The following is a 24237-nucleotide window of genomic DNA, read 5'->3' on the forward strand; positions in this document are numbered from 1 at the left end:
TAATCCTGGATTTAGATACCCAATCAGGAATGGGCAAAATGGTGAAAGCCTTTAAGAATCTCTTCTTAAAGGCTTTACCTTAAATCTGCTGCAACAGCAGCGTGATAAAGATGCCGGCCGCTGTAATAAAGCCGGCGATCGGACCACCTTTTTCATGGGCTTCCGGCATCATGGTCGAAGCGACCATGGCGATGATGCCGCCTGCGGCAAACGCACTGAGTATCGCCTGGAGATCTTCCGTGGCATTCTCCAGGAACGTATAGCCAGCGAGTGAACTAAGCGCGGAAGCAACCAGCACAAACACCCACATCCACAGCACTTTCTTTTTATGGTAGCCGCCTTTTTGCAAACCGGTCGTACTGGAAATGCCTTCAGGCAGATTGCTGATGAAGACAGCTGCGACCAACGCATAGCCGACGCCCCCGCCTTGCGCGATTCCAAGGCCGATCATCGCCGTCTCTGGAATCGCATCCATGATGGTTCCGATAAAAATTGCCATTCCGGCTCCTGCTTCTGAATTGCTCGGGGCATCACTTCCGTGGCCGGACCGCTTCCGGTGCATTCCGCCTTTCCGGGTTACGAGAATATCCAATATCGTGAAAACAAGAGCTCCCCCGAGAAAGCCTAGTGCAATCTGGGTCAATCCGCTGATTTCCATCGCTTCATCGAGCAGCTCAAAAGCCACGGCCCCGATCAACGCTCCTGTACCAAGCGCCATAATGTAGCCAATCAGTTTTTGAGGCAAATTAAACGCCATCACGATCAATGCGCCGAGCAAATTTGCTCCTCCTGCCACTGCTCCCCATAACAGCGCTTGTGCCATTTCCATCATCCTTTCTTTTTCGCAATTGCTAAGATAATTCCCTGTCATCCGAGAAGTTAACCCTGCAGGCAGATGAATCGGCCAAACCGTTAGATTCTGGAAGGAAGCGGGTATGCAAATAGCGAAACGCTTTTTTGGCTTTTTCCTAAATAATTTTGGCTGGAGTTGAGAAGAATGGCGCATACCCATCAAACAGAATCCATGTGGACGATCAAGCACGTAAAAGAAACCCTTCCAAAAAGAGATCAAGCCAGCCATAAAGGCACGTTCGGAACCGGCTTGCTGGTGGCCGGCAGCCGCGACATGCCTGGAGCGGCCATTTTATCCGGGCTCGGCGCGATGCGGTCAGGCATCGGCAAGCTTGAAATCGCCACTGAACCAGAAGTGATTTCGCTGATGGTGTCTACCTTGCCGGAAGCGACCTATGTCCGCAGCGGGCTGCAAAAAATCGCAGACGGCCTAGTGGATTTATCTCCTTACCGTGCTGTTGCGATGGGCCCCGGCATTCTGCCTGACCGGCTGACAGAACAAGCCATCGAAAACATCCTTGATAGCCATTCCCCCTTAGTTTTGGATGCCGGCGCATTATCGCAGCGAAATTATATGGAACGTCCTGCACCTGTCATATTAACTCCTCATCCCGGAGAATTCAGCCGAATAACGGGAGTGGATCTGCAGGAGCTTCTGCCGAAACGAAGCTTCTATGCAGCCAAGTTCGCAAAAAAGCTGGGCGTTGCCATTGTTTTAAAAGGAGACAAAACGGTCATCGCTTTTCCTGACGGGGAAACTTGGACCAATCCTACCGGCAATGCCGCACTTGCCAAAGGCGGAACCGGCGATACGTTGACTGGGATGCTGCTTGGCATGCTTTGCTGCCATGAGGATTGGAAGCATGCGGTTTTAAATGCGGTGTTTTTGCACGGCGCCTGTGCCGATAAATGGACAGAAACCCGTTCAATCCATACGCTGCTTGCCCATGAAATCAGCGGACTTCTTCCGGAAGTATGGAAAAGCGCGGAAAGAGAATGATTATTACTTGTTAAACAGGCAGAATTTAAATGCTTTTCTATTCCACTAAGGAGGCGGTAAAGCGATGAAGAAATGGCTGAAGTTAGGCAGTGTATCTATTTTGGTATTCGGCCTTGCCGCTTGTATCGAACGGCCCGAAAATGAAATGGTGCAGGAAACCGAACGTGTAGACCCTGCCTCCGGCATCGATTTGACGACTCAAAGTGACGGGATTTTTAAAGGGTTCGCCAATGGCTCACAAAATGCTCTTACAATTGAAATAGACGGCAAAGATAAAAGGTATGAATTAGCGGAAGACGCTAACGGTGATTTCAAAGTGCTCCAGAAAGGAGATGTGATTTCATTTTCGACAAAGAAAGTTGGCGGCAAAGAACAAATCGAAACCATCATGAAAAAGTAAAAAAAGCCTGTCGCCCGTTTTTCGGGCCGACAGGCTTTTAAAAATCTTTAGTATTTTTGAAGCTTCGCTTTCGCCGGTACTTTTTCTGCGGCCGGCAAAGCATCCGTCTGTTCTTGATCCGCCGGTTTTTTCGACCAAATGGTAGCCAAAATCGGACCGGAAATATTGTGCCAAATCGCTCCCCACACACTTGGCAGCGCCGCAAGCGGACTGAAGTGTGCAGTGGCAAGCGCTACGCCGAGGCCTGAATTTTGCATTCCGACTTCAATTGATATCGCTCTTCTGTCATTTTCGTTCAAGCCCATCGCTTTAGCTGTCAGGTACCCCAACAACAAACCAAAACCATTATGCAGGAAGACTGCTACGAAAACGATAAAACCGGCACTGACGACATTGGCCGCATTGGCTGCCGTTACTGCAGACACAATGATCAAAATCGCCAGTACGGAAATCAACGGAACAACGGTAACACTTTTTTCGACGGCTTTTGGCAGAACTTTTTGGACAATCAGGCCCAAAGCGATCGGAATGATGATTACTTGGACAATCGACATGAACATCGAGACCGGATCCACCGGCAGCCATTGTCCGGCCAGAAGCAATAAAAGGAGCGGCGTCATGACTGGTGCCAGCAAAGTCGAAAGCGAGGTCATTGCAACGGACAGCGCCAGATTCCCTTTTGCTAAGTAGACCATTACATTTGAAGCTGTCCCCCCGGGAACACAGCCCAACAGGACCAGGCCGGCTGCCAGTTCAGGCGGCAATTTCAGGAGATAAGCAATCGTAAAAGCGACCAGTGGCATGATGATAAACTGGGCTGCTACTCCGATAATGACCGGCATTGGTCGCATCAAGACGATTTTGAAATCGACGGGCTTCAAGGTCAGCCCCATGCCGAACATGACAATGCCGAGCAAGATGGTGATATAGCTGCCGAACCCGAGAAACGGTTCGGGAATCAAAAAGGCAATGACCGCAATGGCGATGACCCAAACGGCAAAATATTTGCCGGCAAATGTACTTAACGATTCAAGAAATTTCATAGATGAACTCCCTTCTCAGCTGCTTTGACGTTTTTATTCGGATTCAGGAGATTGTGAGGATCCAGCGCCTGCTTGATTTTTTCCATTACCAGCAGTGCATCCCCGTGTTCCTGCTGCTGGTATTTCTGTTTGCCGATGCCCACTCCGTGTTCACCTGTGCAGGTACCGCCGCGCTCTAGCGCATATAACACGATGCGTTCGTTGAAATCAGCCGCTTTCGCCGTTTCTTCCGGATTATCCAAATCCATCATCAGCAGCACATGGAAATTGCCGTCGCCGACATGGCCGACAATTCCGCCGATCAGGCCTAAGCTTTCGAGGTGTTCTCGTGCATGAGCCACTGCCCCTGCCAGTTCTGAAATCGGCAGGCAGACATCCGTCACCATCATTTTCTTGCCGGGATAGCCGTGAATGAATGCGTATGCCAGATTATGGCGCGCTTCCCACAGTTTATTGCGGCTCGCAGTATCGGTTTCAAACTGAATTTCCGAGCAGCCATGGCCTTCCACAATGTCTTTCATGAATTCCACATCTTGCTTCAGTCCCGCTTCGTTGCCGTGGAATTCCAAAAACAGCGTCGGTTTTTCTTGATAGTCGGTTTCACTGTAAAGATTTGCTTGGCGAATCGACGGTTCATCAACAAGTTCGACACGCGCTACCGGAATGCCAGCCTGCAAAATGGACACCACCGCTTCCACTGCATCATTGACCGATGGGAAGCAAGCCCGTGCTGCTGAAACGTGCTCCGGGATACCGTAGACGCGCAGTGTAATTTCGGTAAAGCAGCCGAGTGTCCCTTCGGAACCGGTAAAAAGGCCGTTCAAATGAAGGCCGGACGACGACTTGGCTGCCAAGTTTCCGGTATGGATCACCATTCCGTCTGCCAGAACGACTTCCAAGTCACGGATCTGGTCACGCATAACGCCGTATTTGACCGATGTTGTGCCGCTCGCATTTGTGGCGACCATCCCGCCGATTGTGGCATCTGCTCCTGGGTCTACACTGAAGAACAATCCGTATTTTTTCAATTCCTTGTTTAGCTGCAAGCGTGTTACGCCAGGCTGCACCTTCACGAGAAAATCATTCCCCATGATTTCAAGCACTTTATTCATCAAGGAAAAATCGATGGTGATTCCGCCTTCGGTCGGGATGACATGCCCTTCGAGACTGGATCCCAATCCAAACGGTATCACCGGAATGTGAAATTGGTTCGAGATTTTCATAATAGCGCTGACTTGTTCGGCTGTTTCAGGAAAAACGACGATGTCCGGCAATTGCAGGCCGTGATAAGATTCGTCTCTGCCATGCAGTTCTCTCACGGTTTCATTGATCGTAACCTGTTCTTCAGTCAACGCCGCTTTTAAAGCTTCGATGACGATGGTGATGGTCTGTTCAGTCATGATTAATCGCTCCTTAATGTATAACGTTTTGCAGCACTTAAAAGAACTAAAATTTAAAATAATTCGTCTTTTCAGTGCAACCAATAGAGTTAATTATACATAATTGTCTGAATAGTTCAATGGAATTTGATATTAAAATAACATTTTTCACTTTTAAGATTTAAATAGAGCTTATCCCAATCTAAAAAGTCAATATAAAAAGCGGACTCAATGAGCCCGCTTTCACTTACGTAAACTATTACCTGTTTCTTTAATCGACTGCTACGGCAGTTTCCACATCTTCTTCCCGGTTCTTTCTGGCTTTCGCATAGAACATCGCGACAATAATGATTGTCAAAACAAAACCGATGATGAACGAAATGTTCAAGTCAAGATTGAAACCGATTTTCTGGTTCAAAATGTAGACGAACACCATGTACGTAATGAAGATGGCCGGTGCCATGGAAACCAAGTAGTTTTTTCCTTGGATGTACAAGTACATCGTACCGATCCATAAAGCGATTGCAGCAGTCGCCTGGTTTGCCCAAGAGAAATATCGCCACAGCAAGTTGAAATCAATTTGCGTCAAGAGGACCGAAATGGCAAACAACGGAACCGCAATGACCAAGCGTTTCATGATTTTTTGCTGATCAAGTTTGATATAGTCCGCTATAATCGAACGCGCTGCGCGGAATGCCGTATCTCCTGAAGTGATCGGCAAGACAATGGCACCGAGAACCGCAATGGTGCCGCCCACTGCACCCAATAAGGTCATCGACACTTCGTTGACCACTGCAGACGGTGTACCCGAATTGATGATGCCGCTCAGCGTCTGGCCATCGAAAATACTCATCGAAGCCGCTGCCCAAATCATCGCGATAATCGCTTCAGCAATCATCATGCCATAGAAAATATAACGTCCTTGCGATTCTTTTTGCACCGTTCTGGAAATGATCGGCGACTGGGTCGCATGGAAGCCCGATAAAGCCCCGCATGTGATTGTAAAGAACAGCATCGGGAAGATCGGCAAATCAGCCGGGTGCATGTTCGTCAAATTCAATTCTGGAATCGTATAGTCCGAGAATACGAGTGCAATCCCCACTCCAAGAGTTCCAACCAGCAGAATCGCTCCAAAATACGGATACATTCTGCCAATGATTTTGTCGATCGGCAAAATGGTCGATAAGAAATAATAAGCAAAAATGACTGCGATGATGATGCCCAATGCTACTTTTCCGTCCAGCAAAATGGCTAATAAAGATGCCGGTGTAGTGACAAATACAGTACCCACCAACAGCAGAAGCAGCAAGGCAAATACGTTTACAATGTGTCTTGATACCGCCCCTAAAAATTTGCCGGCAAGTTCCGGAATATGGGCGCCTTTGTTGCGGATGGAAATCATGCCTGTCAAATAGTCATGGACAGCCCCGGCAAAAATAGATCCAATGACAATCCACAGAAATGCGACCGGGCCGTACAATGCGCCCATAATTGGCCCGAAAATCGGGCCGGTTCCTGCAATATTCAGTAATTGGATCAATGCGTTCTTGTGCTTGTTCATTGGGACGAAATCGACGCCGTCCTGATTGGCGTATGCTGGTGTTTTTCTTGTTTCAGCCGGATCGAACATTTTTTCAATAAATTTTCCGTATGTAAAATAAGCTATAACCAATATGATAATCGAAACAAAAAAAGTTATCATTGCGAATGCGCACCCCTTTTCCAGATTTTTTAATTGCTTCCTGTACTTTCGTTTGTTTTAACTCCTTTCACTTTTTCAGCTTTTGTCAAAAAAGCCTTTTTTAATTGTATAAGCAAGATTTTAAATAGTCAATCTATTGAAGAGTTTCATCCAATTTCCAAAAAGAAAAACCCGGCTGCGTTATTTGCAGCCGGGTATCTCTTCCATAATAATTAAGAATAAAACGGACAATTTCCATCAGGTTGAACAAGCTGAGAAGCCGTTAAGAATGTTGGTTGTTTTCCGTTGGATGATAAATAAACCCTGTCGATGATAAAGTCTTCATCAATAATTCGTGCATCAGTTTATAGCCTTCGTCATTCGGATGAATGGAGTCCAGCCAAATCTCAGGGTTTTTGCCCATTAAATCGGTTTTTGACACGATAACGCCTTTTTCTCCAATAGCCGAGTTCCATAACCGCAAAAGCAAGTCCGTAAATCCAAAATACTGCACTTCTTTTTTCATGGAGTTATACAAATTGTTCTGCACGATAATTATGTTTTCATTCAGTCCACGCAGATGGCGGTACGTTTCGAGCAAGTTTTGGCGGAACGTCCGTTTAATTACTGTGAATTGGCGGACCAGGCCTTTAGCTCCCTGCCCCCTAAATCCATGAAGCAAGTCATTGCCGCCGATATTAATCAACACCAGATCCGCTGTTGCGATCACTTTGTCCCAAACACCGGAGCGCAGCCGCTCGACCATACCGTTGCTCGTTAAACCATTGATGCCGAGATTGGTAATTTTGCTGTGCAGGAAGCTTTCTTTTAAATATTTGGAAATACCGCCCTTTGTGCCATAGCCATATGCGACCGAATCACCTAAAATGACAATATGATTTATATGAAATAGATTTTTCTGTTGCTGCAAATTTGCAAGTGGCGCTTCTGTTAGAGGTGCGCCCTTTTGTGCACTTTTTTCCAAATGGCAACACGTCCCTTTCTTGCTTAGTTACCATTTAATTTTACCATAAAATAGGTTTTTGTTCGCTTCTCATGCTTGCAGGATCCTCACAAATATGGTGTTTTCAATTGCCTTTCCCAGTTAGAGAAAGGGTAAACAAACCAGTGGATCCAGCTGGACAATTTAAAAAGAAAAGAGGCGTTACATGAAGTTCAGAACCCTTTTGGATAGTGACTTAGAAAAAGTGGATGCATTGTTTCAGGAATGCTTGAAGGATTTGCTGAAGCGCGAAAGATTTAACGACGATGGGGTTTTATGGACAGAAGAAGTTGACAGGCTGAACCAAGCCGCGCAAAAAAGTATAGTGGACCCGGTAAACCGGTTCTTTGTTGCCGAAAAAGAGAAAAAATTGCTGGGAACCATCGCCCTTCAGACACCAGGCAAAATGTTGAACTCGATGGTTGATGTGCAACCCGGAGAACTGGAAGTTGCTTGCGTGTATGTGCATCCTGAACACCAGCGGTCCGGAATCGGTGACTTTTTGTTTCAACAAGCCTGCCGGGAACTGAAAGCGATTGGCAAACAGAAGTTTTATTTAGACGCCGGTTTTACGAGTTCCCAACAATACTGGCTATCCAAATTAGGCGAACCGAGCCGGCTTCTGGAGAACTACTGGGGCCCCGGAAAGCCGCATATGGTTTGGGTAAAAAAAGTCGGCTAAACGGGCGCTATAGCAAATTTCAGCTGCCTTATATGGTTTCCTTCCCATTGCCAAGCCCTATTCTTGCTTTTTTTTAGCCGCTGGCTTATTCTACAGAATTAAGAAGAGTTAAAGAGCGGAGAGAGAAAATGGAACAATTCGAATATACATTGGAGAATTTCATTGCCGGATTTGGATGGTTTGCCCCTCTTCTTTTTGTGCTTTTGCATTTATTGCGGCCGCTTCTTTTTTTGCCGGTCGTCTTGGTTTGTGTCATTGGCGGCGTGCTTTTCGGATTTTTTAAAGGGGCCCTCCTGTCTTTTATTGGCCTTACGCTAATGAGCCTCGTTTCGTATATTCTCGTCAATAAGTTTCCAAAGTTCAAAAAGAAGATGACTGAACTAAAAAACAAAATGTTCGCCAACCGCAAAATCTCAGTTGGCCAAGTGATGATTTTGCGCATCATGCCTTTTGTACATTTCCATTTGCTTTCCCTGTATTTAATGGAAATGACCCAAAGCCGCAAAGAATACATGTATTACTCCATGCTAGGGCTGATCTTGCCCGCTGTCATTTATACGGCTTTCGGCGAAGCCATTACCGAGCTCCCCTGGTATATGACCGTATTCTTTTTCGCCGTTCTGATCGGAGTTTATGTGATTGTCGGGAAGATGAATAAAGTCCGGCTGGCTTCAACTGTCGGCAATTCAAAAAAGCGTGCCTGAGTGACAGGCACGCTTTTTATCTTATCTTCTATTCTTAATATCCCGTCTTTTGGCTGGGATGTAAACTTCGTTCGAGTTGAATTGAACTTTAGAAGCATTTTTGCGGTTAATACGCCGATTTCGGCGCCGCTCGTCATTTTCAATCTGCGCGGAAATCAGTCCGAATAAGACGCCGAAAACAGCCCCTCCAAGCACTTCGATCGGCTGATGCCCAAGAATCTCTTTCAGTTCTTTTTCACGTTTTTCAAATTCAAGACTTGGAAAATCGCCGGACAAGGAAACAAAACTGTCTTCCAAATCATTTACAAGATGTGCAATTTCACCGGTGTGGCGGCGGATTCCTTGAGCATCATACATGACGATTGTTCCAAACACGACAGCCAATGCGGTTTCAGTATGGCCAGTTCCTTTGTTCGCCGCTACGTATGAAGCAAGGGCAGAAACGCCGGCTGAGTGGGAACTTGGCATGCCACCTGTTGTAAATGCCTGTTTCAAATCCCATTTCCCGGTTACTTTTTTATGGGTGAATATTTTTAAAGCCTGTGCTATTCCAATTGCTGACAATGAGGTTGCAATACCTCTGTTCATTTGCTTGATTTCCATATCCATCGTCCTCCACTCTGCATCTCAATCAAAAGCCTGCTTTTCATTTTAAGTTCTATTTCTTTTTATTACCCTAACTTCCCTTTATTTATGCCAAAAAGATGAAAAAGGGCCTATCCTTTTTCTATAGCAAAAATATCAAAAAAAATTATTAAAAACATCTTTATTTATTATCCTTATGGGGTAAACGGTCAATGAATACAAAAAAAGGAGGAGAGTTAAATGAAGCATCTCATCGCCTTAGCCATTAAGTTCGTCATGATTGCCGCTGTACTGTTGATCATATTAACTGGATTTTTCGAGGTTTCATTTGCGGATACATTATTAATCAGTTTGGCTTTGACCTTCATCGCTTATGCCATGGGCGATCTGCTGATTTTCCGCAGCAGCGGAAAGCGTTCTGAACAGGCGACCCGCAACTCCATTGCTACCATCGCCGATGTGGCTGTAGCCATCCTGGTCATTTGGCTTATAGGGGAAGCCCTGGTCGGCAGCGGCACTGATGTCATTACTCCTGCAATTATCTCCGGCTTGTTTATCGGTGGCGGCGAATGGTTTTTCCATCAATATTTGGATAGCCGGGTATTCCGCGACAGAAAAAGCCGCACTACAACTACTGCTTGAATTAATTGAACTCTAGCGAAAAACAACATGCAAAAAGGCCGGATAAAAATTCCGGCCTTTTTATAGGAGCATTAAGAAGTTTTAAAATCCAAAAGTCCTTCCTTTGGCTCCACCAGCTCTAAAGCTGCAGCCAAGCGGCCGGCAAAATGTTCAGGCGGTTCCAGCGTTTCCAAATTCACTGCAACAATATGGGGATTTACCACTGTCCATTGGCGGAACGAAGTCGGCAATGGAATCTTATTTTCCACTAAAGCCGAAGTAAACGCTTCAACTTCTTCCGGGAGCAAGAGAATCTCTGCAAAATTGAGGGCCTTTCCGTCGGGCCGCAATTGTTTGATGGAAATATCCAATTCCAATGTGCAGGCAAAGCAAAGTTTCTCATTGCAAATATAAAGCGTGCGGCTCTTTTTTACGGCATGTGTTCCGCCAATCGATTCTACTTCTGCATCCAATAAGGCGCTTACCCTTTCCATTGCTGTTTCAGCTAACTGCATATGGTTCATCCCTTCTTTTAAAGCTTTCATCGATCGAAAGCTTTTCTCTTTTCTTTATAAACGTCAATGAAAGGCCTGGTTTCTTCTAAGGCATGCATTTCCAAAGGTTCCATCTGTTCCTGGATCTTTTCCAGCATGGTTTGCCCAACCCCTTCTCCTCGATAAGAAGGCATAACCGATATATGGCGCACGGTGAAGACCGGGCCGTTTGTTTGTATTCCAATCATGCCAATAAAGTCTTCTCCTTTCTTCCACATGAATAACTGGCAGGCCGGGTTCTCTTCGTAATCTTGCATGGTCTGTCTCAATTTTTTAATGTTTCTTTCCAAAGGCATGAATGAAAGCAAACCCATGGCAATCTTTTCGCAAGATTTTTTATATCTGATTAACATTCCTGAACCCCTCTTTTCCACAAATCCGATCTGCTTTATACTTTCCCTGCACAATGTGTCCAAGTGTATGCTTCAGAAATCAAGAAAAATATGGCCGGTTTTATTACTAGTAAAATTTATCGAACAAACCTAATTTTCAGTAAATTAAATCAACATAAAACGCACTAAAAGGATTATAATTTAGTTGACATCCTATATATTACTAAAAATTCCGTCAATATTAAAGGGATGAAATACCTACGTTATTTTACAAAAGTGAAAATTTGTAAATTTTGTAAAGTGTATTCCGTTATTTATCAAAAAATATCTTTTTTTAAGCGGCTTTAAAGAAAGGCGTATAGCTTTAATTTCTTCAATTTTTTCTTTTGCTTCGCATTCCGGACAAAGAGGTGATTGAGATGGAAAGAAAAATGCTGGCGTTTTTTTCATTCTTCTTGCTGCTGGTGCCCGCCGAAGTTTTTGCAGTCGACTTCGGCATTAACAACGCAGACATTCAAGCCGAGCTGGACAGGGAGGGCAATGCTTTCGTTACCGAGCGCTACACCTATGAATTTGATGGTGATTTTAATGGCATCACCCGTCAAATCAAACCGAAAGCCGGAACCGCCGTCACTGGATTCAGCGCTTCCGAAGGTGCAAAAAAGTTAGAAGTGGAGCAGTACGGCGATCTTTATAAAATTCATCGCACGGGCGGCGATGAGACAATCACCATCCAACTGTCGTACACCATATCGAATGCGGTTGAAAAATTTGAAGACGGTGCGCAATTTTTCTGGCCGTTTTTCGATGACCGCAACGTAAAAACCTACCAAGACCTAGACATCACCGTCTCCCCGCCCGCTGCTGCCCAAGAAGTCGAGTATCTTGGCTACGAGGAAGCTTATGGCACAGCTTTACTATCTAAAGATGGCAGTGTCACTTTCACTCTTGGCGATGTACCAGCAGGTGCAAACGGCGATATCCGGGTGATCTACGCTCCTGAACTCTTCCCTGCCGCCGATTTAAAGCCCGGCGCAGTAAAAAATGATTTGATAAACGACCGGAACCGCCTCGCTATCCAGCAAGCTGCATTCGAAAAAAATCAGCAGACAGCAAACATTGTGGGTTTGGCGGCCCTTCCAGTTGCCGCTTTCATGATTGCTTTTCTTTTCGGCTTAGCATTTCGGAAAAGAAGACGCGCCCTGCAAGACTTCAACGCCCAGGATACTGGAGCGTTTGTGCCGGACGACGAACTGAGCATTCCGGCAGCTATCTATTTTACAAAGTCCCCGTTCCTTGGCCCCAATGCACTTGCCGCTGCCTTGGTGGAACTGGTCCGCAAAGGGCTTGTTCAACAGCATAGCGAGGACCAGTATGAATTGGTAAGCCGAAAAACCGAGCTGCTACACGAATTGACTTTAATCAAACTGCTGTTTGAGCAAATAGGCGATGGAACACAGTTTCAGTTAAGCGATATAGAAACCTATACAAAAAATAAAACAAACCATATACCATATAATGATTCTCTTAGTGACTGGAATGAACAAGTTGCCCAAGAAGTAAGACAAAAAAACCTTTACGAAAATCATTCCGGAATTCGTTGGCTTTCTGTCGGGTTATGCACCGCATTCGCTGCGTTAGCCTTCTACACCGCCAGATACGACCTGTACATGGAGATGGCATTTTTCGGTTTTTCCGCTCTGGCCGCGCTTCTTTTTGCTGTATTTTATATGCCGCTAGCAGCAAGAGGCCGGCGAATCAAAGCACAATGGAAACGCCTCGGCAAAGCTCTGAAGAAAATGCCGGCTGAACACTGGGAGCAATTATCACAGAATGAGTGGATGCGGGTTTATGCGTTTAATCTTGGATGCGAAACCACTCCTATTAACAGACCTTCTGCGGTTCTGGCACTTTCTGACAACCGGGCAAATCAGCTGGACCAAGACGGCTTTTACTTGAATACCTTGCTCCTCACAGGGATTTTTATGGCAGCCAGCTCCAATACGATTGCAGAAGCGGACGGCTCCACTTTTGCTGATGGTGGTGTTGGCGATGCCGGCGGAGGATCTGGCGCTTTTTAGTCTTCTTCTATTCATTTACTTTAAACCGCCCGCTTATCAACAGAAGCGGGCGGTTTTTATCGGCAAGAAGCAGTTAAATATTGTGGTGCAGGCAGATTCAAATTCCGTGTTCAACGGTTCGGGCCATGCTACTATTAAGGAAGACAGAGATAGAAAGGAATGGGTATGGAGTATGGATACAATCGCATATTTGAAAAGATTCAACGCTTATCCGGTCGAAGAATGTTATTTGCAGGATTTGGCGCGTCTGCAGTCGCTTCACATGCAGAACGTCCCTTTTGAAAATTTGGATGTCATTCGCGAGGTTCCCATCTATTTGAACCTTGAAAACATATACGAGAAAATCGTCAACCAGAAACGCGGCGGCTACTGCTATGAAATCAACGGGCTGTTTCACTGGCTGCTCCAGGAACTGGGATTTGACGCCAAGATGATTTCCGCGACTGTCCAGAAACCGGACGGCACTTGGTCAAAGGCGGATACGCACGCCGCCATTTTGGTCAACCTGGATGTGCCTTACTTAGTGGATGCCGGATTTGGCGATTCAACCGTCAGCCCGATTCCGCTTGGCGGAGAACGGCATACGGACCATAGCGGAACTTACAGCATCAATCAAGTAGATGAGAAGTTTTACGATTTGGTCCGGGAAAATGACGGCCAAGAACGAACGCTTTACCGTTTTAGCCTGGAGGAGAAGCAATTGGCTGATTTCCATGAAGGTTGTGTTTTCAACCAAGTTTCCAAAGATTCACCGTTTACGCACGACGACCTAGTGACAAAAGCCACGTCGGAGGGCCGTGTCACTTTATCCGATCATCAACTGACCCGGACCCAAAACGGCAAAAAAGAACGGACGGATTTATCGCCGGAAGAAAAAATGAAAGTGCTGGAACAGGAATTCGGCATCGCGTTAAAAAATTGAATTTACTATAGGTTAAGCCGGAGTCAAAAGCGCTTCACAGCATCTTTGACTCCGGCCTTTTTAATTATTCTGAATCAAAGCTTCCACCTTCTACGTCTTTCAAAAAAGTGATAAGGTGCTGGAAGTAGCTTTCCGGTTCATCCCACATTGTTAAATGGCTGCCGTTTTCACAAATCGCTGATCTCGACATGGGAAGCAGCCTCGCCATTTCTTCCATCTCTGCTGCCCTCATCATGTCAAATCGCCCTGTTATCACTAAAGAAGGAATATAAATCTTCTGAAGCGCATCCCAACGGTCCCAATCTTCTAATAACCCCTCCACTTTAAAAGCTGCAGTTCCCAGTAGAATTTCAGTGATTTGTTCATTTATCCGTGCTTCTGAACGCACCACTGCTTCCGACATGCTTTCCATCCTGCAAACGTATTTTTTACCGAAGAAATTCCAGTACAGCTCAAGATATTCTTCTGCATCCGTTTTTCCAAGCTGTTCTAAAACTTCCATCCGTTCGATTACTTCTGCAGGCAACGAATTACGGAGTTCAAGCAAATGCTTATCCCACGACTTCATGCTGGCAGTTGTATTTGAAATAATTAAGCCTTTCAGCGATTCTCCATACTTCAACGCATATTCAATCGCCAGCATGCCTCCCCAGGAATGGCCGTAAAGATAAAAATCATCTAAACCCAAACCTATTCTTACTTCCTCCACTTCATCGCAAAACCGTTCAATTGTCCACAATTCGGGTTCATCCGGCTGATCTGAAAAGTAGGAACCCAACTGGTCATAAAAATAAATCTCAATCCCTTCCGGCAGCAAGTAATCCTGAAAATTCTCCAAATACTCATGTGTCAATCCCGGCCCACCATGCAGCAAAAGAACTTTAATCGGACTTTCTCCAACTTTTCGGGTCCATACATGATAGCCATTTGCCAACCGAATGATGTTTGTTTGCTTTTCCATGGCTCCTCCTCGCATCCAAACTGTATTTTATTTTCCATTATTATTATCTGATTATTCCAAATAAATGACAAGAAGTTTTTTAACCTAAAAAGGCTAAGCCGCTTCTTGACGAAGCAACTTAGCCTTTTGGCATAAACAGTATTAATCTCCGCGCTCCATTAGCGTAATGCTTTCAATGTAATTGACAAATCTTCTGAGCTCCCTGGCCTGTTCTCGGGTGATATCCCCTTCAGAATACAGCCGGGCAATTTCTGCCCGCCCCGTATCCATGACGATAATGCGCAGTTCTTCTTTTTGAAGTTCAAATTGTTCATTAAATTGCGATTCCGGGCGCTGCAGCCCACTGATCATTTGATTGTAATCAGAGATGACTGCATCTGTGAGTTCTTTATGGTCAACCTTTTTTTCAATTTCCTCTAAAAATTCACGGGCAGCCAGCAGTGCTTTCAATTGAATTTCTTTGCCGATTTGAAGCTGGACCAAGCGGGTTTCTTCGTCTTTTAAATACTGTCCCCTGAATCGCCTCCAGGCACGGATCAACTTTCCGCGGAGGTGTACGCTCAGTGACCGCAGATTATGCTTGATGGCCTCTTCCCGCCGGTTTAACGATTTTTGAAAGGCTTCGTACACTTCGGAATCCATGCCATTTGAACGGACTTTTTCAATGTATTTTCTTTCTTCCTCCAATGCTAATAGCCGCAGTTCTTTCAGCTTGCGCCGATATCTTTTCGTGCTGTCCATCATAGAATCTTCATTGAATGTCTGCTGCAGCCGAATCTTGTACTCATCCATCAATTCATAGGCAGCCACTTCATTTTCTTCGGTCATTTCTGATTTGATTTGCTTGATGGAAGCCAGCAAAATTCTTCGTCTTGCTTCTTCTGTATCCAGGTAATCGGATTGCTCGCCTTCTTCCATGCTTCCTCTGCTGAGCAGTGGCAGCAGGATGGTAGCGGCAATGAGCGTGAACAAGATCGTACCTGCGGCTAAGAAGATAATGAGCGGCCGGTTTGGAAAATCTTCGCCGCTTTCCGTCAAGAAAGGAATAGACAATACCCCGACCATTGTAACGGTTCCCCGCACGCCCGTTAAGCTGACGAATAAGGTTGTCTTTAAACTCGGCTTGGACACGTTTTCCATTTTGCCGTAACGGTATTCGTAAACAGAGAACAAATAGCCCCAGATAAATCGGATGCCAAGAATGACAAACCCGATCGCAAAAACGTAGCCGAGCAGTGCCCATTCGTTGATATTGGGATTTTCCAGCACTCCGCTCATCGAAGATGGAATGTTTAAGCCTAACAGGAGAAAAACAATGCCATTCAACACAAACAAAATGATGGTCCAAATGTTTTCAGCCAACATCTGCTCTTCTGCCACCAATGTTTCTGTCCGTTCCCGCACCAGTGAATGGACAATGCCCGCTACTACAACCGCGATTACGCCGGACGCATGCAACAGATCCTCTGTGATGATAAACACCAGAAAAGGCGTCATGATGTGAAGTAGCGACAGAAAAGTCACATCGTTGATGCCTTGCTGGCGGATGACATAACGGATCCAGATGACTAAGAATCCCAATACCAAGCCTAGGACTGCGCCCGCGGCAAATTTATAGGAAAAGTCGAGCGCCGCTTCAGATAACGAGAAGTAGCCGGTGACCACTGCTGTTACCGCGTAGTTAAACGCAACCAGTCCCGATGCGTCGTTTATCAGGGATTCTCCTCTAACCAAGTTCAGTACTTTTTGAGGAATATGAATGCGCTGCGCGATCCCATTGACCGCTACCGGATCTGTCGGAGATAAAATCGCCGCCAAGGCGAATGCAGCTGCAAGCGGGATTTCATCGATCATCCAGTGGATAAAAAAGCCGCCGGCGACTGTAGTAATCAGCACCAGCAAAACCGCATTGCCCAGGATTGGCCCTCTCATCCGCCATAATTCTTCCCTCGGAAAATGGCGGCCATCGTTGTATAAAAGAGGCGCGATGAATAAAAGCAAAAACCATTCGGTTTCAATATCAAATGAAATGTCTTCGAATAGGAAAACGATGAGGACGCCTAACGCCACTTGAATTAAGGCTGTTGGAATGAAAGGGGTATAATGGCCAACAATATTTGAAATCAGCAAGGCCGTAATCAGCAGCAAAATCGTCATTAAAATGTCCATGCAGGCTCTCCGTTCTCTAAGGGTTTTGTGTAATTCTTATATACCCCAAAGATAACAGTTTCACCGCATGGACGATTAATTTTGACTTTTATTCTCCCTGCTGCTTTTCGTTCGTTTTGTTTTCAGCAGCAACCAGCTCTTTTTTCAACGAAATGGACCGGGTTCTTTTATCGGCGAACAGATTTTTTCTGTGCCATTTAAAATAAACGCCGTTTTCCGGATAAACCGGAATCTTCGCTTTCTCGTTCAATCCGTAATCGGAGTATTTTTCTGCAGGGATTTTTTTCGCAATCTGCAATTTGCCATTGGCATTAAACGAAATCAAGCCGGCCACATACATCGCATTGTGGTTGCTGCATAACAGTACACCGTTATAAGGATCCAGCCGTTCCGGATCGGAACTGTCTTTCCATGGCTTGGCATACGTCGCTTTTAAAACCGGCTCCAGATCCATGCCGCATAACGGGCATGATTTATTCCAAAGACGTGACAAACGCTTCTCGAATTGCTGTTCGCCGCGCCGCATTTTCGTTTTTGCTTCCAAAATGGTTTCGGCAATGAGCGACACAAGCGGGTTGTGTTCTGTTGTCCGGACCACTTCCATCGCAAGTTCCAGCTGCTCTGCCTCCGGTGCATACACATTCAGCATGCTGATGCCTTCCAACAGCTTAATCGCGAGTTCTTCGTTGCACGGATATAAGTACCCCGGATTGCCGGTCCCGTCTTCCTGGAACGCCGAATATTTTACCGGCAGCATGCTGTTCAGCTCGGTTATGTATGTACCCATATTCAAGGGATTTTCCAACTCATGGTATTCCGCGGACACAGCAAAGATTTTTTCGTCTTCGTCTGCTGCGGTGTTCAACAAACTGGACTTGCTGCCTGTCCGGCAATGTTCCTTTGCGACACTGATGGCGACGATAAAGCCCTTCACATAATGGAAAATCCGGTCCCCTTTTTTAATTTCTTCCATTCGCCGGTAAGAATGCGGCACCATTCCCGATTTGTCGTGTTGGGGCGTCCATAAGAGCCCCATTCTCTTTTCTTCCTGATAGGTTTCTCCTTGCATGACAATAAAACTGTTCAACTGTATTTCCTCCTAAACGGCTCTTTCTTTCATCCTGATTGTTCCTTATCTTAATCATAACCCAATTCCCGGCTCCGCGTTTAGAAGTTTACCTTGAGGAATGCCGGATACACAAAAAAATGCGGACACCATATAGAAGGTGCCCGCATTCCAAAGCATTATTTTATTCCTGAACTGATGACGCTGCGAACGAAGTAGCGGTTGGCCGCTACAAAAATGATCAATGCCGGCAAAGTCGCCACTACAGTCGCTGCCATCATACGGCCCGGGTTAACAAAGTTGGCTCCTTGGACCAGATTGGCAACACCCACTGTCACGGTTTTCATTTCGTCGGCGCTTGTCACGACAGAAGGCCACAAAAAGTCGTTGTAAATCGTCAGGAAAGTCAAAACCGCAAGCGTGGCCACCACTGGGCGGATTGCCGGGAAAATGACAAACCGAAGAATCTGCCAAAGTGAGGCACCGTCAATGACGGCCGCTTCCTCCAGGTCTTTCGGGAATCCTTTTAAGAAACTGTAAACCAGAAATACGCCCATCGTATTTGCGGAATAAATTAAGATGAGCGGCGCAAACGTATTGATCAAATTTAACTCCCGGAATATGTAGAACATTGGGAACAGCGTAACGATTCCAGGAATCGTTAATGCCGCTACGACCATGGTGAAGAAGATTTTTTTCCCGGGCAAATTCAATCTGGCCAAAGCATATGCGGCCAGCACATCGACAAAAACAACCAATGCCGTACCTGCTATCGTCACAATACCGGTATTCATTAGCCAGCGGATGACCGGCACATCGGCTGCAATGCCAAAGTTGCTGCTGTAGTTCTCCAGCGTCCATTGTTTAGGCAGCAAAGCAGATGAAGACATCGCTTCGCTTAATGCCTTAAATGAAGTGAAGAGCATGAATATCAATGGCAGCAAAAAGATGATGGCCAATACTGTCGCGATAACCAAAATGAAAACATTTTTTTTCAATGATTTCTTCATGTCTACACCTCCTCAATCTTTGCGCAGCGTATAGAAATACTGGGCAGCTACGATCAAGACCATGACCAGCCCCATCAGCATGGACATCGCCGAGGCCATTCCGAGATTGTTCTGATTAAACACCATCTGCTGAATCACCATGATCAAGGAAGTTGTGCTCTGCGATGGCCCGCCTGCAGTGATCAGCAAGGTTTGGCCATACAAGTTAAAAGATGCGATGACGGTGATAATGGTTAAAAATACGAATACCCCTTTAATGGAAGGAAACGTGATATTGCTGAAACGCTGCCACCAATTGGCTCCGTCGAGACTAGCCGCTTCGTATAGATTCCGGTCCACTTCGTCCAGCGCATTGATGAACAGGATCATATTAAAGCCGATCGTCCACCAGACAGTCGCAATCAGGATAGCAATCCAGGCGAGCGGCTGGTCGTTCAGCCAGTTCAATGCCCCGAGGCCGAAGGTATTCATGACATTGTTTACATAGCCGCCGTTGCCGGTAAACAGCCATTTGAAAATAGCAGAGACAGCTGTGACGGAGACGGCATAGGAGATAAAGAAAATGGTCCGGTAAAAAACTTTCAATTTATCGGGAATACTGTCAATCACCAAAGCCAGTGCCAAGCTGATCACAACCAATGGGATGACACTGATGGCCACAAAAATCAGTGTGTTTTTCAACCCGTTATAAAAGGCATTGCTGTAAACATTTCCAGGCGTCAAAATGGAAACATAATTATCGAAGCCGACAAAACCGCCATTTCCGCCGAAAATAGACCATTGATGAAAACTGATATATAGGCCGTACGCAAATGGAACAACCAAAAACAAAACAAAGCAAATCAGAAACGGCAAAAATAAGATAAACGACCAGGTTTTTGATATCCGCATACAGGCGCCACCTCCATGATTTAAATAGAACGGCATTTCACTGATTTCCAGGATGAAATGCCGTTCAGCTCTATCGTTGACTATCGTTTACTTTATTGAGGCGCTGTTTCTGCCACTTGTTTTGCCTGTTCGGTTGCCTTCTCCAATTCGCTCATCAAAGTTTCTTTTGATATATTTGCTTCCCCAACTACTTTCGGGTAGACATTTTCTACGACATAGCGGACTTGTTCACGGTATTGATACAGCTTCGGTGCCCCTTCGAACGAATCGAACTGTTTGATGTTCTGTGCTGACAGCGGATATTTCGCCGCATCAGATTCCACCAATTCCATTGTCGGCATATGAGTCGGCGCCTGTCCGCTGTCAGCCCAGTTGATTAAGTTTTCCGGCGTATACATATATTTTAGAAACTCGGCAATTCCGGCAATCCGCTCTTCATCTGTTACCGATGAAGGCAAAGCCAGTGTATGGCCAGCTCCATATACCCCCGGCTGTTCTCCAATGACCGGCACAGAGGCAATTCCCAAATCATCGCCATACGCTTCTTTGACCGCCTGGTAATACCAAGGACCGGTTAAAGCAGTCGCCGTCTGCACAGCGCTTCCGCCTTCATCTACTTGTTTCATGAATGCCTGGAATTCACCATCAAGCCCCAAGCCTTCAGGAGAAATCTTGTCTTTAAAAATCATATTGTTGTAAATCATCAAAGCGTCTGCTAATTCTTCCTGCGCAAAATTCATGTAATTATCTTCAACCAGATCAATGCCATTTTGGGCAGCGACCGTCATGATAAACCATTCGCCAAGGCCGGCACTCGGGACGCCGGTTGCAAAAAGGTTCGGATCCTGCTGCTGGAGCGATTGCGTCAAACTCACAAAATCCTCATAGTTTTGAGGGGCTTCAGGTGCCAATTTTTTGTTATAGAACATTGTCATCGGATGGATATCAAGAGGCACTGCAAAGACGCCGTCATCAAAGGTCACTTGTTCTTTAGCTTTATCGTGGAAATCATCCGGGCTGATGCCGGCAGTTTCCATGACGCTGCTGATGTCCTGGATCATTCCGTCCTGCTTGTAGGTCTCAAGCAGATCCGTATGAATGATCACTAAATCATAGTTTCCCGTTTTAAATTTGGTGTAATGGTCTTTTTCCTGGGATTCTTTGATCACATACTTATCTTGCGACTCGTTAAATCCGTTGGTGATCTTTTTCATAAAATCACCATCACCGCCGGTGAAGCCGTTAATGTACGTCAACTCAATCTTTCCATCTGCTGTTTCCCCGCTTCCTGATCCACCGCCACAAGCCGATAAAAATAGTACAGCCAAAATTACTAGAAAAAATGCCAGCTTTTTCAATGACTTGACCCCCTTTTAAATTTGATAGCGCTTACATCAAAATTTACTGAAAATACTATAATTTCAGTAAAAAAAGACCTTTTCAATAACTTTATACGATTTTTGTACATATTAACCCCATTAGCTAAATATCTATCTTCTGCACTAATTCCTTATTCATAGGTTTTATAAACCTGTTTCGCCCATCAATTTCAAATAAATGGAACGCAGACAACCGTTCGATTTACGTTCCGCCGTCTTTCAAAAGTTGGCAAAGGTGCTTCGAAGCATGCAAAAAGGCCGGCTCTATAAGCAGAGGCGGCCCATTGGCATCGGTTTTATTTCAGTTGAACCTTTTCTCTTCCTCTTCAACCAAGACAGAAATATGCTGAAATTGATCCATGTCGAACAATCCACAGTCCGTAATTTTCAAATGTGGAATAACAGGAAGTGATAAAAATGACAAAGTTAAGAAAGCATTAAAATTCTCCGGAGCCTCCAGTTTCGCCAATCCCGCATCAATCCCTTTAAGTTCATCGTAGACTTCTTCAAAGCCTGATTCAGCCATTAGCCCGGCAGCCGGCAAGGCAAGAGCCGCCAACACTTCCCCTTCATTGACAACCACCAAGCCGCCTTCCATTTGTTTTAAAGCTTCGACTGCGGCAACAATATCTGCATCATTGGTGCCTGCCGAAATGATATTGTGCGAATCGTGCGCAACGGTCGTGGCAATCGCCCCTCTTTTTAGCCCCAGGCCTTTCACAATGCCGACTCCAACATTTCCAAGCGCCTGATGCCTTTCGACCACAACGATTTTCAGCAAATCTCTTTCAGGATTCGGGACAAAGCACCCTCTTTCGGTATCGACTACTTCCACCAAATGGTCTGTGACCAAGCTGTACGGATTTATACCAATAATATGCGCTTTTGCATTTTCCGGTAAAGGGATTTGTAGATCTTGTTTGGTGAAATCGAGAATATTCACCGTGTTCCGAACGTGATTTGCTGCTGTGCCTTGAGTCCATGGTCCGGCATAGCGCCCATTTTCCGCTGCAAGCTTTCCGTTTTTGTATACTTGGTGGATCTTAAATTCTTCTAAGTTATCCAATAGGATGAAATCGGCATCATAGCCAGGGGCAATAGCGCCTTTTCTATGCAAGCCGTAACACTGGGCTGCGTTGAAACTTGCCATTGAAATCGCTGTAATCGGGTCTAACCCATAGCGAATGGCAATTCGGACGTTGTAATCGATGCTTCCTTCTTCGATCAAATCATCCAGATGCTTGTCATCTGTACAAAACAAACAGCGGTGGGCATTTTTCTCGTTGACCGCTTCAAGCAGCGAAGTTAAATTCTTGGCAACTGACCCTTCCCGCAGCATGACGTACATACCGCGCTCCAGCCGCATAACCGCTTCTTCTTTAGTAACGCATTCATGGTCTGTCGTAATGCCCGCAGCCAGATAGACATTGATATCGTTTTCTTGCAGCCCGGAAGCATGGCCATCGATTTGTGGGCTAAGCAGCAACTTGTCCATCATTCCGTCCGCTCCTTGGGCAACCGATGGGAAATCCATCACTTCCGCGATTCCCATGACCCGTTTGTGGCTTATAAATTGATGGAGGTCTTCCGAACTCAGTGAAGCTCCTGAATTTTCAAAAGCTGTTGCCGGCACACAGGATGGCAGCATGACCAACACTTCAAGCTGGGCATCTTCAGAATCGTTGAGCATAAATTCGATTCCTTCTGAACCGCATACATTGGCGATTTCATGCGGATCGGTGATGACGGTTGTTACGCCATGAGGCAAAACCACTCGCGAAAATTGATGCGGCGTGACCATGGATGATTCAATATGGACATGGGCGTCTATAAGGCCTGGGCATATATAGCGGCCTTCTGCATCAATTTCCCGGTTGCCCCGGTATTCGCCGATGCCGACAATGACGCCATCTTGGATAGCGATATCCCCCTTTGTCAGCTCTTTCGTAAAGACGTTGACGATTTTTGCATTTCGGATTACTAGGTCGGCCGCTTGTTGTTTATGGGCTGTGAAAATCCGTGTTTTGAGCTGTTCTCGGTTCATGGCGGCAATTCGCTCCTTTGGGCTTAAGTTTCAAATAATTTTCCGTTGATTGCATCGATATAGCGCATTGCAGACTGCTGGATCCGTTCATCCGCTTGGTCCGGAATGATGCGCTGAAACGCGTCGTATACCCGTTTAAATTCGATAGTGCTGAGCTTCTTTGCCATTCTTTCGACAATGCCTGGCGGCAAGGGAATGAAGTTCGGGTAGCTGTACATAAAACTTGCCCAGTCTCGCCCTGGCATCACCCGGACAATATCGCCCGGAAGCAGCACTCCTTTTCGGTCAAAGCCATTTTGCCACTCGAGCACGGCCCCTCCTTTGAAATGTCCACCCAGCCGGTGAAGAACCAATCCTGCGTGCAGCACAAGCGATTCCCCAGACCAGAAAACCATTTTTTCGCTTGGCCGAGTGACCCACTTCCTGTCATCTTCGTGGATATAGATTTTGGCATCCAGCGCATCTGCCCATTCAACTTGGCTGCCATAATAATGCGGATGGGACAACGCAATGGCATCAACTCCATCCATTTTCTTAATGGCCTCAATAGAATTCGCATCGACATAGGTAATACAATCCCACATAAGATGAAAGCCGCTTTCCTGAACAATATAAGCGGACTGGCCAATCGCAAAATCCGGTTTGGTTTTCACGCTAAACAAGCTTTCTTCTTCTTTTTTGAAAAAATTTTTGTACGGCTCTGTATTGACCATGTGTTCAAGCGTCGTCCATTTTTGTCCGGTATGGTAGACATATTGCCGTTCTTCACTGCAAATCCGGCAACTATTTGGGGGCACTACAGAATTTTCGTATTGTACGCCGCACGTTTCACAAATGAACTTTTGCAAAACCATCCCTCATTTCGATTTCGTTTCATA

General features: G+C 45.7%; 23 protein-coding genes. 7 read left to right on the plus strand and 16 right to left on the minus strand.

Translation table 11 applies throughout. The features are described 5' to 3' along the window. Positions 1-79: 79 nt before the first annotated feature. The gene (locus tag QWY22_RS10095) at positions 80-823 is read right to left on the minus strand and encodes a ZIP family metal transporter (protein ID WP_300980755.1); all 744 of its coding nucleotides are present in this window, start codon (positions 821-823) and stop codon (positions 80-82) included. Positions 824-997: 174 nt separating this feature from the next. Here QWY22_RS10095 and QWY22_RS10100 point away from each other — a divergent pair, with 174 nt between their 5' ends. Together QWY22_RS10100 and QWY22_RS10105 are read left to right on the plus strand one after the other, a co-directional pair. Further along, complete coding sequence (locus tag QWY22_RS10100; protein ID WP_300980756.1) at positions 998-1852, plus strand: NAD(P)H-hydrate dehydratase; 855 nt, start codon at positions 998-1000, stop codon at positions 1850-1852. Between the two features lie 64 nt (positions 1853-1916). Beyond that, positions 1917-2252, plus strand: coding sequence for a hypothetical protein (locus QWY22_RS10105; RefSeq protein ID WP_300980757.1), 336 nt, complete (start codon positions 1917-1919; stop codon positions 2250-2252). Between the two features lie 47 nt (positions 2253-2299). Here QWY22_RS10105 and QWY22_RS10110 read toward each other — a convergent pair whose 3' ends face one another. The 4 genes from QWY22_RS10110 to QWY22_RS10125 all read right to left on the minus strand — a co-directional run bounded on the left by QWY22_RS10110 (position 2300) and on the right by QWY22_RS10125 (position 7340). Beyond that, positions 2300-3295 (minus strand): bile acid:sodium symporter family protein, encoded by a 996-nt coding sequence (locus tag QWY22_RS10110; RefSeq protein ID WP_300980758.1) that lies wholly within the window; start codon positions 3293-3295, stop codon positions 2300-2302. Next, positions 3292-4695 carry an FAD-binding oxidoreductase gene (locus QWY22_RS10115; protein WP_300980759.1) on the minus strand — a complete coding sequence of 468 codons (1404 nt, stop codon included), beginning with the start codon at positions 4693-4695 and terminating at the stop codon, positions 3292-3294. Before QWY22_RS10115 ends, QWY22_RS10110 begins: the two co-directional genes overlap by 4 nt. 250 nt (positions 4696-4945) lie before the next feature. Then, complete coding sequence (locus QWY22_RS10120; protein ID WP_300980760.1) at positions 4946-6376, minus strand: carbon starvation CstA family protein; 1431 nt, start codon at positions 6374-6376, stop codon at positions 4946-4948. Between the two features lie 262 nt (positions 6377-6638). Next, a complete protein-coding gene (locus tag QWY22_RS10125) occupies positions 6639-7340 on the minus strand; it encodes a GDSL-type esterase/lipase family protein (protein ID WP_300980761.1) in 702 nt (233 codons plus the stop codon). Positions 7341-7524: 184 nt separating this feature from the next. Between QWY22_RS10125 and QWY22_RS10130 the strand changes: the two genes are divergently transcribed. Both QWY22_RS10130 and QWY22_RS10135 read left to right on the plus strand, forming a co-directional pair. Beyond that, positions 7525-8040, plus strand: coding sequence for a GNAT family N-acetyltransferase (locus QWY22_RS10130; RefSeq protein WP_300980762.1), 516 nt, complete (start codon positions 7525-7527; stop codon positions 8038-8040). 128 nt (positions 8041-8168) lie between these two features. Beyond that, entirely contained in the window at positions 8169-8744 is a 576-nt protein-coding gene (locus QWY22_RS10135) for a TVP38/TMEM64 family protein (RefSeq protein WP_300980764.1), read from the plus strand. Between the two features lie 21 nt (positions 8745-8765). Here the strand turns inward: QWY22_RS10135 and QWY22_RS10140 are convergent, their stop codons facing one another. Continuing rightward, positions 8766-9341 carry a divergent PAP2 family protein gene (locus QWY22_RS10140; RefSeq protein ID WP_300984374.1) on the minus strand — a complete coding sequence of 192 codons (576 nt, stop codon included), beginning with the start codon at positions 9339-9341 and terminating at the stop codon, positions 8766-8768. 228 nt (positions 9342-9569) lie between these two features. Here QWY22_RS10140 and QWY22_RS10145 point away from each other — a divergent pair, with 228 nt between their 5' ends. Beyond that, on the plus strand, positions 9570-9971 hold the full coding sequence (locus QWY22_RS10145; RefSeq protein ID WP_300980765.1) for a DUF2512 family protein: 402 nt from the start codon (positions 9570-9572) through the stop codon (positions 9969-9971). Between the two features lie 71 nt (positions 9972-10042). Here QWY22_RS10145 and QWY22_RS10150 read toward each other — a convergent pair whose 3' ends face one another. Continuing rightward, positions 10043-10495: a DUF1259 domain-containing protein gene (locus tag QWY22_RS10150; protein WP_300980766.1), complete on the minus strand. Its 453-nt coding sequence runs from the start codon at positions 10493-10495 to the stop codon at positions 10043-10045. Next, positions 10492-10857: a GNAT family N-acetyltransferase gene (locus QWY22_RS10155; RefSeq protein ID WP_300980767.1), complete on the minus strand. Its 366-nt coding sequence runs from the start codon at positions 10855-10857 to the stop codon at positions 10492-10494. Before QWY22_RS10155 ends, QWY22_RS10150 begins: the two co-directional genes overlap by 4 nt. Positions 10858-11255: 398 nt before the next feature. On the opposite strand from QWY22_RS10155, the gene QWY22_RS10160 reads away from it, so the two are divergent. Then, positions 11256-12917 (plus strand): DUF2207 domain-containing protein, encoded by a 1662-nt coding sequence (locus tag QWY22_RS10160; RefSeq protein ID WP_300984375.1) that lies wholly within the window; start codon positions 11256-11258, stop codon positions 12915-12917. Then, on the plus strand, positions 12889-13839 hold the full coding sequence (locus QWY22_RS10165; RefSeq protein ID WP_300980768.1) for an arylamine N-acetyltransferase family protein: 951 nt from the start codon (positions 12889-12891) through the stop codon (positions 13837-13839). The genes QWY22_RS10160 and QWY22_RS10165 overlap by 29 nt, the downstream gene beginning before the upstream one ends. 64 nt (positions 13840-13903) lie before the next feature. Here the strand turns inward: QWY22_RS10165 and QWY22_RS10170 are convergent, their stop codons facing one another. The 8 genes from QWY22_RS10170 to QWY22_RS10205 form a co-directional block, all read right to left on the minus strand. Next, positions 13904-14800 carry a proline iminopeptidase-family hydrolase gene (locus QWY22_RS10170; RefSeq protein ID WP_300980769.1) on the minus strand — a complete coding sequence of 299 codons (897 nt, stop codon included), beginning with the start codon at positions 14798-14800 and terminating at the stop codon, positions 13904-13906. Between the two features lie 141 nt (positions 14801-14941). After that, positions 14942-16969: a Na+/H+ antiporter gene (locus QWY22_RS10175; RefSeq protein ID WP_300980770.1), complete on the minus strand. Its 2028-nt coding sequence runs from the start codon at positions 16967-16969 to the stop codon at positions 14942-14944. 88 nt (positions 16970-17057) lie between these two features. Next, positions 17058-18056 (minus strand): HNH endonuclease, encoded by a 999-nt coding sequence (locus tag QWY22_RS10180; RefSeq protein ID WP_300980771.1) that lies wholly within the window; start codon positions 18054-18056, stop codon positions 17058-17060. A gap of 158 nt (positions 18057-18214) precedes the next feature. Then, positions 18215-19045, minus strand: a complete 831-nt coding sequence (locus QWY22_RS10185) for a carbohydrate ABC transporter permease (protein ID WP_300980772.1) — start codon at positions 19043-19045, stop codon at positions 18215-18217. A 12-nt stretch (positions 19046-19057) separates the two neighbouring features. Next, positions 19058-19936, minus strand: a complete 879-nt coding sequence (locus QWY22_RS10190; protein ID WP_300980773.1) for a carbohydrate ABC transporter permease — start codon at positions 19934-19936, stop codon at positions 19058-19060. Between the two features lie 92 nt (positions 19937-20028). Continuing rightward, positions 20029-21294: an ABC transporter substrate-binding protein gene (locus QWY22_RS10195; RefSeq protein ID WP_300980774.1), complete on the minus strand. Its 1266-nt coding sequence runs from the start codon at positions 21292-21294 to the stop codon at positions 20029-20031. 322 nt (positions 21295-21616) lie between these two features. After that, entirely contained in the window at positions 21617-23359 is a 1743-nt protein-coding gene (gene ade, locus QWY22_RS10200; RefSeq protein ID WP_300980775.1) for an adenine deaminase, read from the minus strand. Between the two features lie 23 nt (positions 23360-23382). Then, entirely contained in the window at positions 23383-24207 is an 825-nt protein-coding gene (locus QWY22_RS10205) for a hypothetical protein (protein WP_300980776.1), read from the minus strand. Positions 24208-24237 lie beyond the last annotated feature (30 nt).

It is taken from the genome of Planococcus liqunii (assembly GCF_030413595.1).
In the GTDB taxonomy this organism is placed as follows: Bacteria; Bacillota; Bacilli; order Bacillales_A; family Planococcaceae; genus Planococcus; species Planococcus liqunii.

Coding starts and splice junctions, on each gene's coding strand:
- QWY22_RS10095 (WP_300980755.1), bottom strand. CDS start 823: ATGGCACAAGCGCTGTTATGGGGAGCAGTGGCAGGAGGAGCAAATTTG.
- QWY22_RS10100 (WP_300980756.1), top strand. CDS start 998: ATGGCGCATACCCATCAAACAGAATCCATGTGGACGATCAAGCACGTA.
- QWY22_RS10105 (WP_300980757.1), top strand. CDS start 1,917: ATGAAGAAATGGCTGAAGTTAGGCAGTGTATCTATTTTGGTATTCGGC.
- QWY22_RS10110 (WP_300980758.1), bottom strand. CDS start 3,295: ATGAAATTTCTTGAATCGTTAAGTACATTTGCCGGCAAATATTTTGCC.
- QWY22_RS10115 (WP_300980759.1), bottom strand. CDS start 4,695: ATGACTGAACAGACCATCACCATCGTCATCGAAGCTTTAAAAGCGGCG.
- QWY22_RS10120 (WP_300980760.1), bottom strand. CDS start 6,376: ATGATAACTTTTTTTGTTTCGATTATCATATTGGTTATAGCTTATTTT.
- QWY22_RS10130 (WP_300980762.1), top strand. CDS start 7,525: ATGAAGTTCAGAACCCTTTTGGATAGTGACTTAGAAAAAGTGGATGCA.
- QWY22_RS10135 (WP_300980764.1), top strand. CDS start 8,169: ATGGAACAATTCGAATATACATTGGAGAATTTCATTGCCGGATTTGGA.
- QWY22_RS10145 (WP_300980765.1), top strand. CDS start 9,570: ATGAAGCATCTCATCGCCTTAGCCATTAAGTTCGTCATGATTGCCGCT.
- QWY22_RS10150 (WP_300980766.1), bottom strand. CDS start 10,495: ATGAAAGCTTTAAAAGAAGGGATGAACCATATGCAGTTAGCTGAAACA.
- QWY22_RS10155 (WP_300980767.1), bottom strand. CDS start 10,857: ATGTTAATCAGATATAAAAAATCTTGCGAAAAGATTGCCATGGGTTTG.
- QWY22_RS10160 (WP_300984375.1), top strand. CDS start 11,256: ATGGAAAGAAAAATGCTGGCGTTTTTTTCATTCTTCTTGCTGCTGGTG.
- QWY22_RS10165 (WP_300980768.1), top strand. CDS start 12,889: ATGCCGGCGGAGGATCTGGCGCTTTTTAGTCTTCTTCTATTCATTTAC.
- QWY22_RS10170 (WP_300980769.1), bottom strand. CDS start 14,800: ATGGAAAAGCAAACAAACATCATTCGGTTGGCAAATGGCTATCATGTA.
- QWY22_RS10175 (WP_300980770.1), bottom strand. CDS start 16,969: ATGGACATTTTAATGACGATTTTGCTGCTGATTACGGCCTTGCTGATT.
- QWY22_RS10185 (WP_300980772.1), bottom strand. CDS start 19,045: ATGAAGAAATCATTGAAAAAAAATGTTTTCATTTTGGTTATCGCGACA.
- QWY22_RS10190 (WP_300980773.1), bottom strand. CDS start 19,936: ATGCGGATATCAAAAACCTGGTCGTTTATCTTATTTTTGCCGTTTCTG.
- ade (WP_300980775.1), bottom strand. CDS start 23,359: ATGAACCGAGAACAGCTCAAAACACGGATTTTCACAGCCCATAAACAA.